Raw genomic sequence first — 14799 nt, 5'->3', positions numbered from 1 at the left:
AGGACCAAGCCTGTGCAGATTGTGACGTTTACCCCCATCCACACCTCACTGCGATTGCAGCCCGGCCTGGATCCGCGCTCGCGTGACTACCAACAGGTGCTGTCCGCTATGCCGGCGGATGACGAGCTACTGTGTGTGCCGAATCGGGACCTGAACAGCCGTTTGTCTGACTTTGATCGAAAGGACGAAGATAATTACGACACACGCCTGGTGGTTTATCGGCAGGCGGTTGATCGTGGCGAGATTGTCTTTCATGTGTTTCCTGTGGGCATGGCGATCGTCGAGATCTGTCTGAATTATCGCGAACACCTGGATCCGCGGCAGGTCGAAGAGTTTGCCCAGCGCCATGCTCGTGAATTGATGGTCACGCACCTGCCGGCCGTATCCCGGCTGTTGGCCGACGCCGCCACGCAAATCCCCGACACTTATCTTGACAAGCAAGCGTCGGAAACCGTTCAGTCGCTTGTGGATGAGAGTTGGACAGCGCGTACTGTGTTGATCGCCAAGGATTCTCTGCCCGACCCGGCGATGCAGACGTTTCTTGAGCAATGGCTGTGCGATACGGCGCGACCCGACGATGCGCAACGTTTGATTGCGGGCGAAACGGATTACTCCATGACCTGGCTGAACTACGTCATTGTTGACGCTGATCCGGCGCGAACCCGCATGCTGCGCGCGGCAATGCGTTTGTCGCAGTATTATTATGCGGTGCAGCACATTCTGAATCGACAGGCGCAATTGAATTTATCGAGTGCTCAGTTTGAAAAAAATGCCCGCAAGGCTGAAGCCGAATTAACGCGGACTCGAAAGCGCATGCAAATGCTGCAGATTCAGTTTGGGGTTCAGAAAAGTTTTATGAATCGCACCATGCGCCGGGTGGTTGATGGCATCATGCAGGCTTGGGAGTTTGACGATGTTGTGGCCAATGGCAATCGGCTGATTGAGGCCAGTAGTGCGCGTATTAATGAGTTGGATCGTAGTCGGCGCGAATTCAGTACCTATCTGACAGATGTCATTCTGGCTGCGATTGCCCTGATTGCGATCATGGAGTTGTCGCTGGGACTGGTGCAATACAGTCGCGAATTCATATCTCGCCCGGTGCTGGGTTATACCGACAGTGGCGTGTCGCGGGTGCTCAGTTTTGTTGCTTCGCGCGAGATCGATGTGCTGCTGTCGGGTTCGGCATTGTTATTCGTCATTCTGGTGGTTGTATATGGTCTGCTTAAAAGACATAAGTAAAGAGTGTGCTGTACGTTCCCGGGTGTTCAGTTTGTTGCTGCTTGTGACGTTCATGTCACAGTCGGTGCGGGCGGCAGAGACCGTGGATTTGCCAGTGCTGACTGATATTTGGCCGCCTTATGTGATGGAGCCACGTAACACAATATCTGGCAATGGGTTGGGCAGTGCGGCGCGGATTGTGCGTCTGGTGTTGCATGATATGGGCTACACGGCACAGTTTGAGTATTTTGACTTTGCTTACGGTTTTAATCGTGTGGCAGAAGACGCTTCCCTGGTGTCGTTTCCTTATTTCAGGACACCGTCGCGGGAAGGGCAGGTGGTGTTTTCCGATCCGCTGTTTGAAGTGCGTAATCGCCTGTATTACAACCGCCAGTTTCACGATTTTCGGGATGAGACGACGGATTTTTCCGGACTGCGTTTCGGGCAGGTTGCTGGTTACAGCTATGGTGCCGAGCTGGACGAAATACTAATAGATCCGATTATTTTTGCCAGCGAACAGGAGGCCATGCGGGCCTTGTTGAACAATGCCATTGACCTGCTGCCAATGACTGATTCGGTTGCCAGTGCCCTGTTGCAGGATGAATTTCCTGATCAGATGGAATTGGTGAGACCGGTTGCAGCCCTGGACAGCATTTCCAGTCTGCATTTGATTTCACCGGTAACGGATCAGGGCGAACAGTTTATTGCGCGTTTTAATATCAGTCATCAACGTTTGCTGCAGGCCGGCATCATTTCTTCTATAGAGGCAAGTGGTGACTTTGAACAGCGACTACAGACTGATGTTGTTGAGCTGGTGGCTGCTGAGGGATTCCCGGTGATTGTCGGCAATACGCGCACGAACCCTGCGCAGCATTTCGCAATTCCACAAGGAACCCGTGCCATGGTGTTACGCTGGAGTGATCTGATCAGCGAGGCTTCACCGAGCGAGCAGATCTATCGCACAATGACAGATGAAAGTCTGGTTGTGGTGTTAAACGGTCCGCATGTCGGCAAGGAATTGTATGTGAAAAACATGCATCTGCAGATTGTTCCGGCCCGGTGATTGAATGCTGGTTTCTCTGATTGGCTGGCTGGGCACTGTCTCGTATTTGCTTGCCCATTTTTATCTGGCACTGACGCATGATCCGCGCGTGCGGATGTATTATGTTGTAAATCTGTTGGCCGCCTTAATGTTGGTCTTCAGTTCGGTTGTGATTGCATCCTGGCAGGCGGCGGCAACCAATGTATTCTGGGCGCTGATCAGCCTGGCAATCGTGCTGCGATACGCGCCGCAGGTCTCTTTTAAGCTGTCGGAACGGTGGTTGATCGCACCCTGCGTGGTGCTGGGCCTCGTTGGCATGGGACGGAGTCTGTTTGATTTTTATACAGGCATGAGTCTGCTGGGTTGGGCAGGGACATTACTGTTTGGCTTGTCTTACCTGCTGTTTGCCAGTGGGGTGATCCAGCGCCGCCGCTTTCTCTGGTACAACATGACGGCAGCTTATGCCCTGGTGCCCATTCTGTATCTTGACGATAATCTGCCTGTGTTTGTACTGGAGCTTGCATGGGGCAGTATCTCTGCGGTGGGTTTGTTGCGTCATAAATCTTGATCTGTCTTGAGTCTCTGAACTGTCCTGTATTTCGCTGGGATTTTTCCCTGATTTACATCAAAGGCGTGCGCTGTGGTGGGGGTAGTCTGTAGTGGTAGCTCCAACATCCACTTAGGGAGAAATAAAGTGAGATTCACAAACACAGCACGACTATCAGCAGCTATCGCTTTGAGTTCTTTGATGACATTGCCTGGCATCGTTTCCGCGCAGCAGGCCGGCGACTGGCTGGTGCGTGTGGGTGCGGCGACTGTTGCACCCGATGAAAGCAGCAAGGTGCTGACCACGCAGGCGACTGGCCCGCTGGCAGGCACGGGCGTTGGTGTCAACAACAACACCCAGGTTGGCCTGAATGTTGTCTACATGATGAGCGATCATCTGGGGCTGGAGTTGTTGGCGGCCACACCTTTTGAACATGATCTGTCTGTGGATGGGCTGTCTCAGTACAATTTCATGACTACGGATCTTGGATCGACCAAACACCTGCCGCCCACCGTCAGCGCGCTGTATTACTTTAACGGGCCGGCAGCGCGTTTGCGTGTTTATGCCGGTGCGGGTCTGAATTTCACCACCTTCTTCAGCGAAAAGCTGTCACCTCAGGCTCGCACAGAGCTGGCGGCTGATCGTCTGAAACTGGATGATTCATGGGGTTGGTCGGCCAGTGTGGGCGCTGATTTCCGGTTTGATGATACCTGGACAATCAGCGGTGCGGTGCGCCGCCTCGATATCTCGACCGATGCTTCTCTGGACTCAGCGCTGGGGCGGATTACGACCAGCGTGGACATTGATCCGTGGGTGTATATGCTATCGGTCGGCTTCATGTTCTGAGGCGCGGGGGACGGAGGCGGTCTACGTCCCCATTTGATTGATTGATTGGTTGGTCGCGTCTTGGTGGTGAACGGGATAAACGTGGCCTGATTGACCGTAATCGCGTTCACCACCAAGACGCTTGATCACTGACAGTGCCTTGGGGACGTAGACCGCCTCCGTCCCCGGTGCCTCGCCTCAATCCGGCTTTTATGCCAAAATCAGCGCATGGACTACGCTCACCTGATTCCCGCGCTGGAACAGATCGCCCGCGATGCCGGGCGGCTGATTATGCAGATCTATGCCACAGACTTTTCTGTCTACGGCAAGGATGACAATTCTCCCGTGACCGATGCTGATCACCAGGCCGAGGCGCTCATTGAGCAGGCCTTGCGGGTGTTAACGCCGGATATTCCCATTGTGGCCGAGGAGGCTGCAGCGGCTGGGCGCGAAGATGAGGCGGAAGGCTGCTTCTGGCTGGTTGATCCGCTGGATGGTACCCGTGAGTTTGTATCCCGCACGGGTGAATTCACCGTTAATATTGGTCTGATTGTGCGCCATGTGCCGGTGTTGGGTGTGATCTACGCGCCCGCGCTGGATCGTTTGTTTTCCGGCGTGGTCGGGCAGGGGGCCTGGCTGACGGAGGCGAGCGGGCGCCGTCAGATTACTACGCGCAAAGCACCTGCTGAAGGCCTGACGGTGGTCGCCAGTCGGGTTCATGGAGACACGGCTGTGATGCAGGATTACCTGGCTGACAAGCGCGTAGCCTCGGTCTGTAATGCCGGTTCTTCATTAAAAATGTGTCTGATTGCTGCCGGGGAAGCGGACCTGTATCCGCGCTTTGGTCGCACCATGGAATGGGACACAGCCGCCGGGCACGCCATCTTGCGCGCAGCAGGAGGGCGGCTGACCGATACTGCTGGTGAGGAGCTGGGTTACGGCAAGCGCGGATATGAGAATCCAGATTTCATAGCGCTGGGTTGACGGTGGTGGCGCGGGGGACGGCGGTGCGCGGGGGACGGCGTCCCCCGCGCACCGCCGTCCCCCGCGCCACCACCGTCAACCCAGCGGCCAGCCACCCAGCTTCTGCCACCTGTTCACAATATTGCAGAATAACTCCGCGGTTCTTTCGGCGTCGTACTTGGCCGAGTGAGCCGCCTTGGTGTCAAAGGCAATGCCGGCAGCCTCGCAGGCTCTGGCCAGCACTGTCTGCCCATACGCCAGGCCGCTCAAAGTAGCGGTGTCAAAGCTGGAGAAGGGGTGAAAGGGGTTGCGTTTCAGGTCGTGTCGGGCGGCTGCCGCATTGATAAAACCATGATCGAAGTGGGCATTGTGAGCCACCAGAATGGCACGCTTGCAGCCATTGGCCTTCATCGCTGTGCGGATGACCCGGAACAGGTCCTCAAAAACGTCTTTTTCCTTGCGGGCAATGCGCAGCGGGTGCCAGGGATCGATGCCGGTAAATTTCAACGCGGCTTCCTCGATGTTGGCGCCTTCAAAAGGAATCACCCGGTGGAAATGCGTCTGCTCGATTTCCATGATGGACTTCTGGTTCATACCAACGATGACGGCGGAGATCTCCAGAATGGCATCAGTCTTCGCATTGAAGCCGCCGGTCTCTATGTCTACCACCACGGGCAGATAACCCCGGAAACGGTTGCCCAGCGGGCTGTCCGAGTGACTATTTTCGTCGTGCTCATGCATCAGGAGACCGCCTCCGTCCCCAGCGCAAGCCGCCAGCGCAAGGTTTCACCTGCCCGCAGCGGCACCAGCGCTGTGCCCAGGTAGTCATACGCGGCAGGTACAGTCCAGTCTTCTTTCAGCAGGGTGATGGTGTCGGTGTTGCGTGGCAGTCTGTAGAAATCGGCGCCGTAGAAAGAAGCAAACCCCTCCAGCTTATCCAGCGCGCCGGCATCCTCAAAAATCTCGGCATACAGTTCAATGGCCGCATTGGCACTGTAACACCCAGCACATCCGCAGGCGGTTTCCTTGGTGGGCTGTGCGTGCGGCGCGGAGTCGGTGCCCAGAAAGAAGCGCGGATGGCCGCTGGTGGCTGCTTCCAGAAGAGCGCGCTGGTGGATATTGCGCTTCAGCACTGGCAGGCAATAGAGGTGCGGGCGCACGCCGCCCACCAGCAGATGGTTGCGGTTGTACATCAGATGTTGCGGCGTCAGGGTGGCAGCCACGTTGTCACCGGCATCGCGCACAAAGGCAGCGGCATCGGCCGTGGTGATATGCTCCATGACTACGCGCAGGCTCGGGAAGCGATCAATGATGCGGCTCAGCACCCGGTCGATAAACTCTTTCTCGCGATCGAATATATCGACATGATCATCAGTCACTTCGCCGTGCACCAGCAGCGGGATGCCGGCATCTGCCATCGCTTCCAGCACCGGAAATACATTCTCCAGCGCTGTGACACCGCTGTCGGAATTAGTGGTGGCACCGGCCGGGTAGTATTTCACCGCTGTGACGACACCGGCTTTATGTGCGTTGACGACTTCCTGGGGTTGTAACTGATCTGTCAGATACAAAGTCATCAGGGGCTGAAAGTCACTGCCGGTGGGTCGGGCTGCCAGAATGCGGTCGCGGTAGGCTTGCGCCGCTGCCAGGCTGGTCACGGGCGGTTTCAGGTTGGGCATGACGATGGCGCGGGCAAAGCGGGCTGCCGTGTGCGGAACGGTGGTCAGCAGGGCATCCTCGTCGCGCAGATGCAGGTGCCAGTCGTCCGGACGGGTCAGGGTGATCGATGTCATAAGTGCTTTCTTAGATGGGGTGGCTTGGTAACGATGAGCGTAAGTTTACCTCATCTTGGCGGCAGATGCGCGGGGGACGGAGGTGGTCTACGTCCCCATTTGATTGATTGGTTTGCGCGTCTTGGTGGTGAACGGGATTCCGCTCGGCCACATCCCTTACGGGAAATTCCGGCGCTGCAGAACTCGACGTCGCGGCTGCGCCGCTCCGGACTCAGACAGGCTTCGCGCTTTATCGGAAATTCCCGCCGGGGATAAACGTGGCCTGATTGACCGTAATCGCGTTCACCACCAAGACGCTTGATCACCGCCAGTGCACTGGGGACGTAGACCACCTCCGTCCCCCGCGCCACAACCTCAGGCAGCCTCAGTTTCAACCGTCCCCGGCAAACGACTCACGGTCAGGCTGGCCAGATCGACCTTACGGCTGGCATTATCAATATCAATACCAACCAGCTCACCTTTATCGTCATAATCCAATACAACCCCTTCGGAGACCTCGCGGCTCGATGCACTGACCCGGTCAGACAGGTCAATGTACAGGGAGTCTGTCTCGGGGCAATAATTCAGTTTCATGGCTTGAACCTCCGATCCGGAAATGCATTATGAATAGTCACTTTATCGGCCAGAGTCACAACCCGCAAGTAGCGACCTCCCAACTCATCTATTGCAGCCAAAAAACGAAATCGATTCCCCTCCTGAATCTCCCACCGGCAAGGGGTGCGTAGCGCATGCTCACACCACTCTTTTTTCAAATAAGGACGCTTGCGGAGCACATGCTTTTCAAAATATTCGGTATAGCGGTAAATCATCCTTGATAGTCCTGACTGTATCCATGGTCAGTTTATAGACTAGTCACGGGAGATTTGCCCTGGGGACGTAGGCCGCCTCCTTCCCCGCGCTGCTAAAGTTTGCCGGTGGCCCGCCGATGTAACTCACGTATCGGTAATTCACCGCTCAGTGGACGATTCACATAGTATGATCATTGCCCGCCCGTCAGACTCGATTCACCCCCGCATCTGCCGGGCGCTTGCCAGTCTGGCGGGATTAATGTGCGCGGCATCCGTGCATGCCGGCTCCGTGTCGTCCTATTACCCCGACTTTGATGCCTCCGGCTGGACCACCGAAGGCTCCATTTTCGAATGCAGCCTCAGCCAGCAGATTCCCGGCTTTGGCATGGCGGTGTTTTACCATCGCGCGGGTGAACCCCTGAGCTTTTATCTGCAGACGCCGGACAGCCCCATGCAGGCGGGCAAGGCGCTGTTGACGTCACAACCGCCAGTCTGGCGTCAGGATCTGACGGTCAAGGATCTGGCCTACGTAGATGTGACGCGCAGCCGGCGTCCCGTATCGCTGGATGCTTCACACAGTCGTCTGCTGATCGCCGAACTGGGGCGGGGTATGGTGCCGACTTTGATGCGACGCGCCTGGTTCAGCGACAACGAATCGGTGCACGTCGGGCTGTCGCCCGTGCGTTTCGGCGAAGCCTATCAGAACTACCACGCCTGCGCCGCTGAGCTGCTGCCGGTCAATTTTGATCAGATTGAACGTTCAACCGTCTTTTGGCCGGTCAACAGCCGCGAGCTGGACGAGACCCAGAAGGCCCAGCTCGATGACATCATCACCTATATCAAAGCCGATCCGAGAGTGCTTCGCGCAGAAATCAACGGGTTTACGGACGGCGCCGGTAATGCGCGCGACAATCTGGAGTTGTCCCGCATCCGCGCCTTTGCCGTGCAATCCTATCTGGTGCAGAACGGGCTGGATGAAAACATGTTCAATACCCGTTTTTTCGGTGCCACCCCTGAATTCCGCATCGTGCGCGAGGAACGCAGCGCCGAAGACCGCGACCGAAACCGCCGCGTCACCATCCGCCTGCACCGCGAGTAATCCTTGCGCGGGGGACGTAGACTGTCTCTGTCCCCAGGGCACATGCAGTGATCAAGCGTCTTGGTGGTGAATGCGGTGACGGTCAATCAGGCCACGCTTATCCCTGGCGGCAATTTCCGATAAAGCGCGAAGCCTGTCTGAGCTCCGAGCCCGCGAAGCGCGCGAGGGCGAGTTCTGCAGCGCCGGAAATTGCCGCCAGGGATGTGGCCGACCGTCACCGCATTCACCACCAAGACGCGACCAACCAATCGATTAAATGGGGACAGAGACAGTCTACGTCCCCCGAGCCACAGCTGACTTAAGCGCGGCGCTTTTATCTGCTACAATTCCCGCCCTGTTTTTTCATCCCCTTCAATTTGGAGCAGCACAGCATGTCTGGCATCAAAAAAGTGGTATTGGCTTACTCAGGCGGCCTGGATACCTCGGTCATCGCCAAGTGGTTGATGGAAACCTACCAGTGTGAGGTGGTGACATTCACCGCTGATCTGGGGCAGGGCGAAGAGCTGGAGCCGGCCCGCGCCAAAGCCAAGGCCATGGGCATCAAGGAAATCTACATAGAAGATCTGCGCGAAGAGTTCGTGCGCGACTTCGTCAATCCCATGTTCCGAGCCAATGCGCTGTATGAAGGCGAATACCTGCTGGGTACCTCTATCGCTCGTCCGCTGATTGCCAAGCGTCTGGTGGAAATTGCCAATGAAACCGGCGCCGATGCCATCTCTCACGGCGCAACCGGTAAGGGCAACGATCAGGTTCGCTTTGAGCTGGGTGCCTATGCACTTAAGCCGGGTATCCGCGTGATTGCTCCGTGGCGTGAATGGGATCTGAACTCGCGTGACAAGCTGCTGGCCTACTGTGACCAGCATGGTATTCAGGTCGAGAAAAAGCGCGGCACCAAGTCGCCTTACTCCATGGACGCTAACCTGCTGCATATTTCCTACGAAGGTGATCTGCTGGAAGACCCGGCGGCGGAACCGGAAGAAGATATGTGGTTGTGGTCAGTCTCGCCGGAAAACGCGCCAGATACACCGACTTATATTGAACTCACCTACGAAAAGGGTGACATCGTTGCCGTTGATGGCGAAAAAATGTCACCTGCTACGGTTCTTGCGCACCTGAACAAGGTGGCTGGTGCCAATGGCATCGGTCGTGCAGACATCGTTGAGAACCGCTACGTTGGTATGAAGTCTCGCGGCTGCTATGAAACACCCGGCGGTACGGTGATGCTGAAAGGTCATCGTGCCATCGAATCCGTGACACTGGACCGTGAGCTGGCCCACCTGAAAGATGAACTGATGCCGCGCTATGCGTCACTGGTTTACAACGGCTACTGGTTCTCTCCGGAGCGTCAGGCACTGCAGGCGTTGATTGATTACTCGCAGCAGTACGTGAACGGCAAGGTGCGTCTGAAGCTGTATAAGGGCAGCGTGGCAGTGGTGGGTCGGGAGTCGGCCGACTCTTTGTTTGATGCGAACATCGCGACGTTTGAGGATGACGCGGGCGCGTACAACCAGGCGGATGCCGGTGGCTTCATCAAGCTCAACGCACTGCGTTTGCGTATTGCTGCCAACAAGGGGCGCAAGATCTGAATCTTGCGCTTAGCGTCTGGGGTGGCCGCCCAACGCGCTCACTCCGTAGCGGATTCACAACACTATCAGTCAGGATTGCTTAGCCGCTGCTTACTACGAAGTGAGCGCGGTGATGGTGGTCGGGGGCACGTCCATTCAGACCGCGTTTAGCGCAGCCACGGCTTTCCGAAAAAGCGCGAGGCCTGTCTGAGTCCCGAGCAGCTTGCTGCGAGGTCGAGTTCCGCAGCGCCGGAAAGCCGTGGCGGAGCTGCGGTCGGACGTGCCCCCGACCACCATCACCGCGCGGCCCCCGCACACGTTAAACGCAAAAGGCTAACCGCAGCGTCAAAGCTGCTCGATCCCGTGTTCCGTGCGAGTGATGCGCTCGCGCTCGACGCGTTTGCGCAGGGCTTTGTTGGAGGCCATCAGCGCCGGGTCGCGGTAACCCTTGGCGTGATCCAGGTGAACCAGCACCGCGCTGTACTTCACGTCGCGCGCTTTTATACCGATGTTGTTCAACCTGACCCCAAACTCCCGATCCTCGCCCCCGTAGGCCATGCGCTCATCAAAGCCGTTGACCTTGAGTACATCAGCCTTCCAGGCGGCTGCGTTGGAACCTTTGAAGTTGCAGTTGGCCGGTGAGAAGCGATTCAGAATAGCGCCCAGTTTTGGGCCGGCGGTTATGCGCAGGATTTTGCGGGTGGGTTTCAGGCCGTTGGCGTAGAGCCATTGCTTATCAAAACAGCGTTGTTCCCTGATGTCGTCTGGTGTGATCAGCTTGCTGGTCGACATGGGTAGCAGCAGACTGCCACCGGAGACAAAGTAGCCCGGTTCTGCGGCACGCATTTGCGTGTCTATGAAGTCGTGTCGCGGGATGCAGTCACCGTCGGTAAAGATCAGATAGTCGCTGTTGGCGCGGAGTACAGATTTGTTGAGTATGCGGCATTTGCGGAATCCGTCGTCGCGCTGCCATACGTGGGTGATCGGAACGGGGCTGATGTCACGCAAAGAGTCCAGACGTTCGCGCGTATCTTCTTTTGATCCATCGTCAGCGATGATGATCTCAAAGTCCCTGCGGTTCTGATTGAAATAGCCATGCAGGACTTTTTCCAGCCAGTCCGGTGAGTTGTAAGTTGAGATGATGACGCTGGCGACAAGGGTCACAGATTACACCTCAGTCTTCTTTTTATATTCGCACAGATCATAGATCACGCAGGCGCCGCAGCGAGGTTTGCGCGCTGTGCAGACATAACGACCGTGTAGAATCAGCCAGTGGTGGGCGTCCAGCAGGAATTCCGCCGGCACCAGTCGCAGCAGACGTTTTTCCACTTCCAGCACGGTTTTCCCTGGCGCGATGCCGGTGCGATTGGAAACGCGAAAGATATGTGTGTCCACAGCCATCGCGGGCTGACCGAAAGCCGTGTTGAGCACTACATTGGCTGTTTTGCGTCCGACGCCGGGCAGGGCTTCCAGCTCTTCGCGTGTTGAGGGCACGATGCTGTTGTGCTTTTCCACCAGTGCGCGGCAGGTCTTGATAACGTTTTCCGCCTTGGTGTTAAACAGGCCGATGGTCTTGATGTATTCCTTCAGTCCGTCGACACCCAGCGCGAGAATGGCTTCCGGCGTGTTGGCAACTTGATACAGTTTGCGGGTGGCTTTGTTTACACCCACATCGGTGGCCTGAGCGGAGAGAATCACGGCGATCAGTAGTTCAAAAGTGCTGCTGTAGTCCAGCTCCGTAGTGGGGCTGGGGTTCTCGGCGCGCAGGCGCTGGAAGATTTCTGTGCGTTTTTGGCGGTTCATGGTTTGTTGGCCTTCTTCCTCGCCACCGCCGCCATAATCTCTGCCCTCAGCTGCTCTGGCGTTTTGGCCAGTGCCGTATTGGCCACCGAATCGCGCTGCAGTTCCTCTCCACGATCCAGTGCCGCCAGCTTATCCTTCAGTTTGAGCAATCTGCGCTGGTCTGCAGCCTCTGCGTCGCGGGCCAGTCTCGCCTCGCGCCGTTCATAGCGCTGACGCCAGTGTGTTGCTGTTTCGCGTGACGGTGGCTCAATGCGCGTACCGACGGTGATCAGGTCAATGCAGTCCACCGGGCAGGGCTCCAGACACAGGTCGCAGCCGGTGCATTCATCAGCAATGACAGTATGCATGAGTTTGGCCGCGCCAACGATGGCATCGACCGGGCAGGCCTGAATGCATTTTGTACAGCCGATGCATTCATCTTCGCGGATCACTGCCAGCTGCTGCGGCACATGTTGTCCGACCTCCGGGTTCAGGGGGCGCACAGATTGCCCGGTCACCGCCGCCAGGCGCTCGATGGTCTGCGGTCCGCCGGGCGGGCAGCGGTTGATCAGCTCGCCCGCGGCGATCGCCTCGGCATAAGGGCGACAGCCGTCAAACCCGCATTTGGTGCATTGGGTCTGTGGCAGCTGGGCGTTGATCAGTTCAATAAAGTCGGCGCTTGTCATGGCCGCGCAGTTTATCACGACTTTGCCGCCGGGCGCGCAATCCAGTATCATCAGCAGCCTTGCAGAACAGGCCGGCCTCAGCTGCCGACCATTCGATAATCCGGGCATCACCAACGGCCCGACACGATTAGAAACGGAGTATCCCGCGTGAAGAAGTGGCAGTGCATTGTCTGTGGTTTTATTTATGACGAGGCGGAAGGCTGGCCGGAAGACGGTATTGAGCCGGGTACCCGCTGGGAGGATGTGCCCGAGGACTGGATGTGTCCGGAGTGTGGGGTGGGGAAAGAAGATTTTGAAATGATCGAGATTGATTAAAACCTGACAGATAGCATCAGCAGCCAGACCTTAAAGGAAAACACCGTGACTCAACGCCAAATTCTTGTCACCAGCGCTCTGCCATACGCCAATGGACCTATCCATCTGGGGCATATGCTGGAAGCCGTGCAAACCGACATCTGGGTGCGCTTCCAGAAGATGCGCGGGCATGACTGTGTGTATGTGTGCGCCGACGATGCCCATGGCACAGCTATCATGCTGCGTGCCGAGAACGAGGGCATCACGTCTGAGCAGCTGATTGACAGGGTGCGCGCGGAGCACATGGCGTCCTATGCCGGTTTCCACATTGGTTTTGACAACTACCATTCCACGCATTCGCCGGAAAACCGTCACTATTCGGAAACGATTTATAAGGCGCTGCGGGCGAATAACCGCATCGCCACGCGCAGTATCAAACAACTGTTTGATCCGGAGAAAGGTCTGTTTCTGGCTGACCGCTTTGTGAAGGGCAGCTGCCCGAAATGCAAGGCGGAGGATCAGTATGGTGACAACTGCGAAGTCTGCGGTGCGACCTATAGTCCGGCGGAGCTGATTAACCCGCGCTCCACCTTGTCTGGCGCTACGCCGGTGGAAAAAGAATCCGAGCATTATTTCTTCAAGCTGCCGGAGTTCACTGACTTTCTCAAGCAATGGACGCGCAGCGGCAGCCTGCAGCCGCAGGTGGCCAACAAGCTGGCGGAGTGGGTGGAAGGCGGCCTGCAGGAGTGGGATATCAGCCGTGATGCGCCTTATTTCGGCTTCGAAATTCCTGATGCACCGGGCAAATATTTTTATGTGTGGCTGGATGCGCCCATCGGTTATATGGCCAGTTTTCAGGCGCTGTGTGACAGAACAGGTCGCCAGTTTGATGACTACTGGAAGCCGGGCAGCCAGGCCGAGCTGTATCACTTTATTGGCAAGGACATTATCAATTTCCACGCACTGTTCTGGCCCTCCATGCTGAGTGATTCAGGCTACCGAACGCCCACCGCGGTGTTTGCGCATGGTTTTATGACGGTCAATGGCAAGAAAATGTCCAAATCACGGGGCACTTTCATCAATGCGGACACCTATCTGCAGCATCTGGATGCCGAATTTCTGCGCTACTTTCTGGCATCGCGCCTGGGCGGCGGCGTTGACGATTTGGATCTGAGCTTTGATGATTTTCTGGCCAAGGTAAACGCCGATGTGGTGGGCAAGCTGGTGAATATCGCCAGTCGCTGTGCCGGCTTCATCAGCAAGGGTTTTGAGGGCAGACTGGCCGAGGAGCTGGCCAATCCGGAATTGCTGGCCCAGGCGCAGCAGGCTGCCGAGAGCATCGCCACGGCCTATGAAGAGCGGGAATATCACCGCGCCATCCGTCAGATCATGGCGCTGGCTGATCAGGCGAATTCGTACATTGCCGAGCAGCAGCCCTGGGTGCTGGCCAAACAGAACCCGCAGGACCCTCAGGTACAGGCCATCTGTTCAACCGGGATCAACCTGTTCCGCTTGCTGATGATTTACCTGAAACCGGTGCTGCCGGCGATGGCCGAGAAGGTGGAAGCATTTTTACAGGTGCAGCCTCTGCAGTGGCGTGATGCGGCCAGCCTGCTGACTGATCATGTGATAGACAGCTTCAAGCCGCTGGCTCGCCGCGCGGAAGCGGCGCAGGTGGAGGCTTTGCTGGCATCCACCCGCGAAGAAGCGGAACAAACCCGTAAATTGACAGCGGCGCCTGTGGATCAGGTTGCTGCGTCGACTGTGACAGGAGAGCAAACCGTGGACAGCCAGCTGGCTAAGGAACCGATTGCTGAGGAAATCACCTTCGACGACTTTATCAAGGTGGATTTGCGTGTGGCGCGCATCATCAAGGCTGACTATGTGGAAGGCGCCGACAAGCTGCTGCAACTGACACTGGACCTTGGCCCCGACGCCAACGGTGAGGGCGTGGTGCGCAATGTCTTTTCCGGCATACGTTCGGCTTATACACCGGAGGCTCTGGAGGGTCGGCTGACGGTGCTTGCGGCCAACCTGAAACCGCGCAAAATGAAATTCGGCCTGTCCGAAGGCATGGTGCTGGCGGCCGGTCCCGGTGGTGAAGACATCTTTCTGCTGAGCCCGGACAGCGGCGCACAACCGGGCATGCGTATTGTCTGACAAAGATTATTTGACGCCGGGTTAATTTTTCAGGTTT

General features: G+C 56.9%; 16 protein-coding genes. 9 read left to right on the top strand and 7 right to left on the bottom strand.

Going from position 1 to position 14799, the window contains the following annotated elements; genetic code table 11:
* Positions 1–12 precede the first annotated feature (12 nt).
* From PS2015_RS08555 to cysQ, 5 genes are all read left to right on the top strand, one after another.
* Entirely contained in the window at positions 13–1239 is a 1227-nt protein-coding gene (locus PS2015_RS08555) for a hypothetical protein (RefSeq protein WP_058021807.1), read from the top strand.
* Between the two features lie 52 nt (positions 1240–1291).
* Complete coding sequence (locus PS2015_RS08550) at positions 1292–2281, top strand: substrate-binding periplasmic protein (protein ID WP_169792286.1); 990 nt, start codon at positions 1292–1294, stop codon at positions 2279–2281.
* 4 nt (positions 2282–2285) lie between these two features.
* A complete protein-coding gene (locus PS2015_RS08545; RefSeq protein WP_058021805.1) occupies positions 2286–2828 on the top strand; it encodes a CBU_0592 family membrane protein in 543 nt (180 codons plus the stop codon).
* A 126-nt stretch (positions 2829–2954) separates the two neighbouring features.
* Positions 2955–3653, top strand: a complete 699-nt coding sequence (locus tag PS2015_RS08540; protein WP_156412693.1) for an OmpW/AlkL family protein — start codon at positions 2955–2957, stop codon at positions 3651–3653.
* Positions 3654–3860: 207 nt separating this feature from the next.
* Positions 3861–4616 carry a 3'(2'),5'-bisphosphate nucleotidase CysQ gene (gene cysQ / locus PS2015_RS08535; RefSeq protein WP_058021803.1) on the top strand — a complete coding sequence of 252 codons (756 nt, stop codon included), beginning with the start codon at positions 3861–3863 and terminating at the stop codon, positions 4614–4616.
* Between the two features lie 75 nt (positions 4617–4691).
* Here the strand turns inward: cysQ and rnt are convergent, their stop codons facing one another.
* The 4 genes from rnt to PS2015_RS08515 all read right to left on the bottom strand — a co-directional run bounded on the left by rnt (position 4692) and on the right by PS2015_RS08515 (position 7197).
* Positions 4692–5336 (bottom strand): ribonuclease T, encoded by a 645-nt coding sequence (rnt, locus tag PS2015_RS08530; RefSeq protein ID WP_058021802.1) that lies wholly within the window; start codon positions 5334–5336, stop codon positions 4692–4694.
* On the bottom strand, positions 5336–6388 hold the full coding sequence (gene pyrC / locus PS2015_RS08525) for a dihydroorotase (protein WP_058021801.1): 1053 nt from the start codon (positions 6386–6388) through the stop codon (positions 5336–5338). The genes rnt and pyrC overlap by 1 nt, the downstream gene beginning before the upstream one ends.
* A 354-nt stretch (positions 6389–6742) precedes the next feature.
* Entirely contained in the window at positions 6743–6961 is a 219-nt protein-coding gene (locus PS2015_RS08520) for a DUF2283 domain-containing protein (protein WP_058021800.1), read from the bottom strand.
* Positions 6958–7197 (bottom strand): hypothetical protein, encoded by a 240-nt coding sequence (locus PS2015_RS08515; RefSeq protein WP_058021799.1) that lies wholly within the window; start codon positions 7195–7197, stop codon positions 6958–6960. The genes PS2015_RS08520 and PS2015_RS08515 overlap by 4 nt, the downstream gene beginning before the upstream one ends.
* A 166-nt stretch (positions 7198–7363) precedes the next feature.
* Here PS2015_RS08515 and PS2015_RS08510 point away from each other — a divergent pair, with 166 nt between their 5' ends.
* Positions 7364–8275: an OmpA family protein gene (locus PS2015_RS08510; protein ID WP_082628054.1), complete on the top strand. Its 912-nt coding sequence runs from the start codon at positions 7364–7366 to the stop codon at positions 8273–8275.
* Positions 8276–8646: 371 nt separating this feature from the next.
* A complete protein-coding gene (locus tag PS2015_RS08505; RefSeq protein WP_058021797.1) occupies positions 8647–9861 on the top strand; it encodes an argininosuccinate synthase in 1215 nt (404 codons plus the stop codon).
* A gap of 324 nt (positions 9862–10185) precedes the next feature.
* On the opposite strand, the gene PS2015_RS08500 is transcribed toward PS2015_RS08505, so the two are convergent.
* Genes PS2015_RS08500 through PS2015_RS08490 form a run of 3 tightly spaced genes read right to left on the bottom strand, consistent with a single transcriptional unit; the run spans position 10186 to position 12359 of the window.
* On the bottom strand, positions 10186–11004 hold the full coding sequence (locus PS2015_RS08500) for a glycosyltransferase family 2 protein (protein ID WP_058021796.1): 819 nt from the start codon (positions 11002–11004) through the stop codon (positions 10186–10188).
* A 3-nt stretch (positions 11005–11007) separates the two neighbouring features.
* Positions 11008–11643, bottom strand: a complete 636-nt coding sequence (gene nth / locus PS2015_RS08495; protein WP_058021795.1) for an endonuclease III — start codon at positions 11641–11643, stop codon at positions 11008–11010.
* Positions 11640–12359 (bottom strand): RnfABCDGE type electron transport complex subunit B, encoded by a 720-nt coding sequence (locus tag PS2015_RS08490; RefSeq protein WP_169792285.1) that lies wholly within the window; start codon positions 12357–12359, stop codon positions 11640–11642. The genes nth and PS2015_RS08490 overlap by 4 nt, the downstream gene beginning before the upstream one ends.
* Positions 12360–12455: 96 nt before the next feature.
* Between PS2015_RS08490 and rd the strand changes: the two genes are divergently transcribed.
* Entirely contained in the window at positions 12456–12623 is a 168-nt protein-coding gene (gene rd, locus PS2015_RS08485; RefSeq protein ID WP_058021793.1) for a rubredoxin, read from the top strand.
* A gap of 45 nt (positions 12624–12668) precedes the next feature.
* The gene (metG, locus tag PS2015_RS08480) at positions 12669–14762 is read left to right on the top strand and encodes a methionine--tRNA ligase (protein ID WP_082628052.1); all 2094 of its coding nucleotides are present in this window, start codon (positions 12669–12671) and stop codon (positions 14760–14762) included.
* The last annotated feature ends 37 nt before the right edge of the window (positions 14763–14799 follow it).

Source organism: Pseudohongiella spirulinae (assembly GCF_001444425.1).
In the GTDB taxonomy this organism is placed as follows: domain Bacteria; phylum Pseudomonadota; class Gammaproteobacteria; order Pseudomonadales; family Pseudohongiellaceae; genus Pseudohongiella; species Pseudohongiella spirulinae.
The sequence above is the reverse complement of the archived record's forward strand: the minus strand, read 5'-3'. Positions and strand labels throughout refer to the sequence as shown.

Bases quoted from the DNA above. Each gene is read 5' to 3' on its own strand.
- PS2015_RS08550 (WP_169792286.1), top strand. From the start codon at position 1,292: ATGTCACAGTCGGTGCGGGCGGCAGAGACCGTGGATTTGCCAGTGCTG.
- PS2015_RS08545 (WP_058021805.1), top strand. From the start codon at position 2,286: ATGCTGGTTTCTCTGATTGGCTGGCTGGGCACTGTCTCGTATTTGCTT.
- cysQ (WP_058021803.1), top strand. From the start codon at position 3,861: ATGGACTACGCTCACCTGATTCCCGCGCTGGAACAGATCGCCCGCGAT.
- rnt (WP_058021802.1), bottom strand. From the start codon at position 5,336: ATGCATGAGCACGACGAAAATAGTCACTCGGACAGCCCGCTGGGCAAC.
- pyrC (WP_058021801.1), bottom strand. From the start codon at position 6,388: ATGACATCGATCACCCTGACCCGTCCGGACGACTGGCACCTGCATCTG.
- PS2015_RS08520 (WP_058021800.1), bottom strand. From the start codon at position 6,961: ATGAAACTGAATTATTGCCCCGAGACAGACTCCCTGTACATTGACCTG.
- PS2015_RS08515 (WP_058021799.1), bottom strand. From the start codon at position 7,197: ATGATTTACCGCTATACCGAATATTTTGAAAAGCATGTGCTCCGCAAG.
- PS2015_RS08510 (WP_082628054.1), top strand. From the start codon at position 7,364: ATGATCATTGCCCGCCCGTCAGACTCGATTCACCCCCGCATCTGCCGG.
- PS2015_RS08505 (WP_058021797.1), top strand. From the start codon at position 8,647: ATGTCTGGCATCAAAAAAGTGGTATTGGCTTACTCAGGCGGCCTGGAT.
- nth (WP_058021795.1), bottom strand. From the start codon at position 11,643: ATGAACCGCCAAAAACGCACAGAAATCTTCCAGCGCCTGCGCGCCGAG.
- PS2015_RS08490 (WP_169792285.1), bottom strand. From the start codon at position 12,359: ATGATACTGGATTGCGCGCCCGGCGGCAAAGTCGTGATAAACTGCGCG.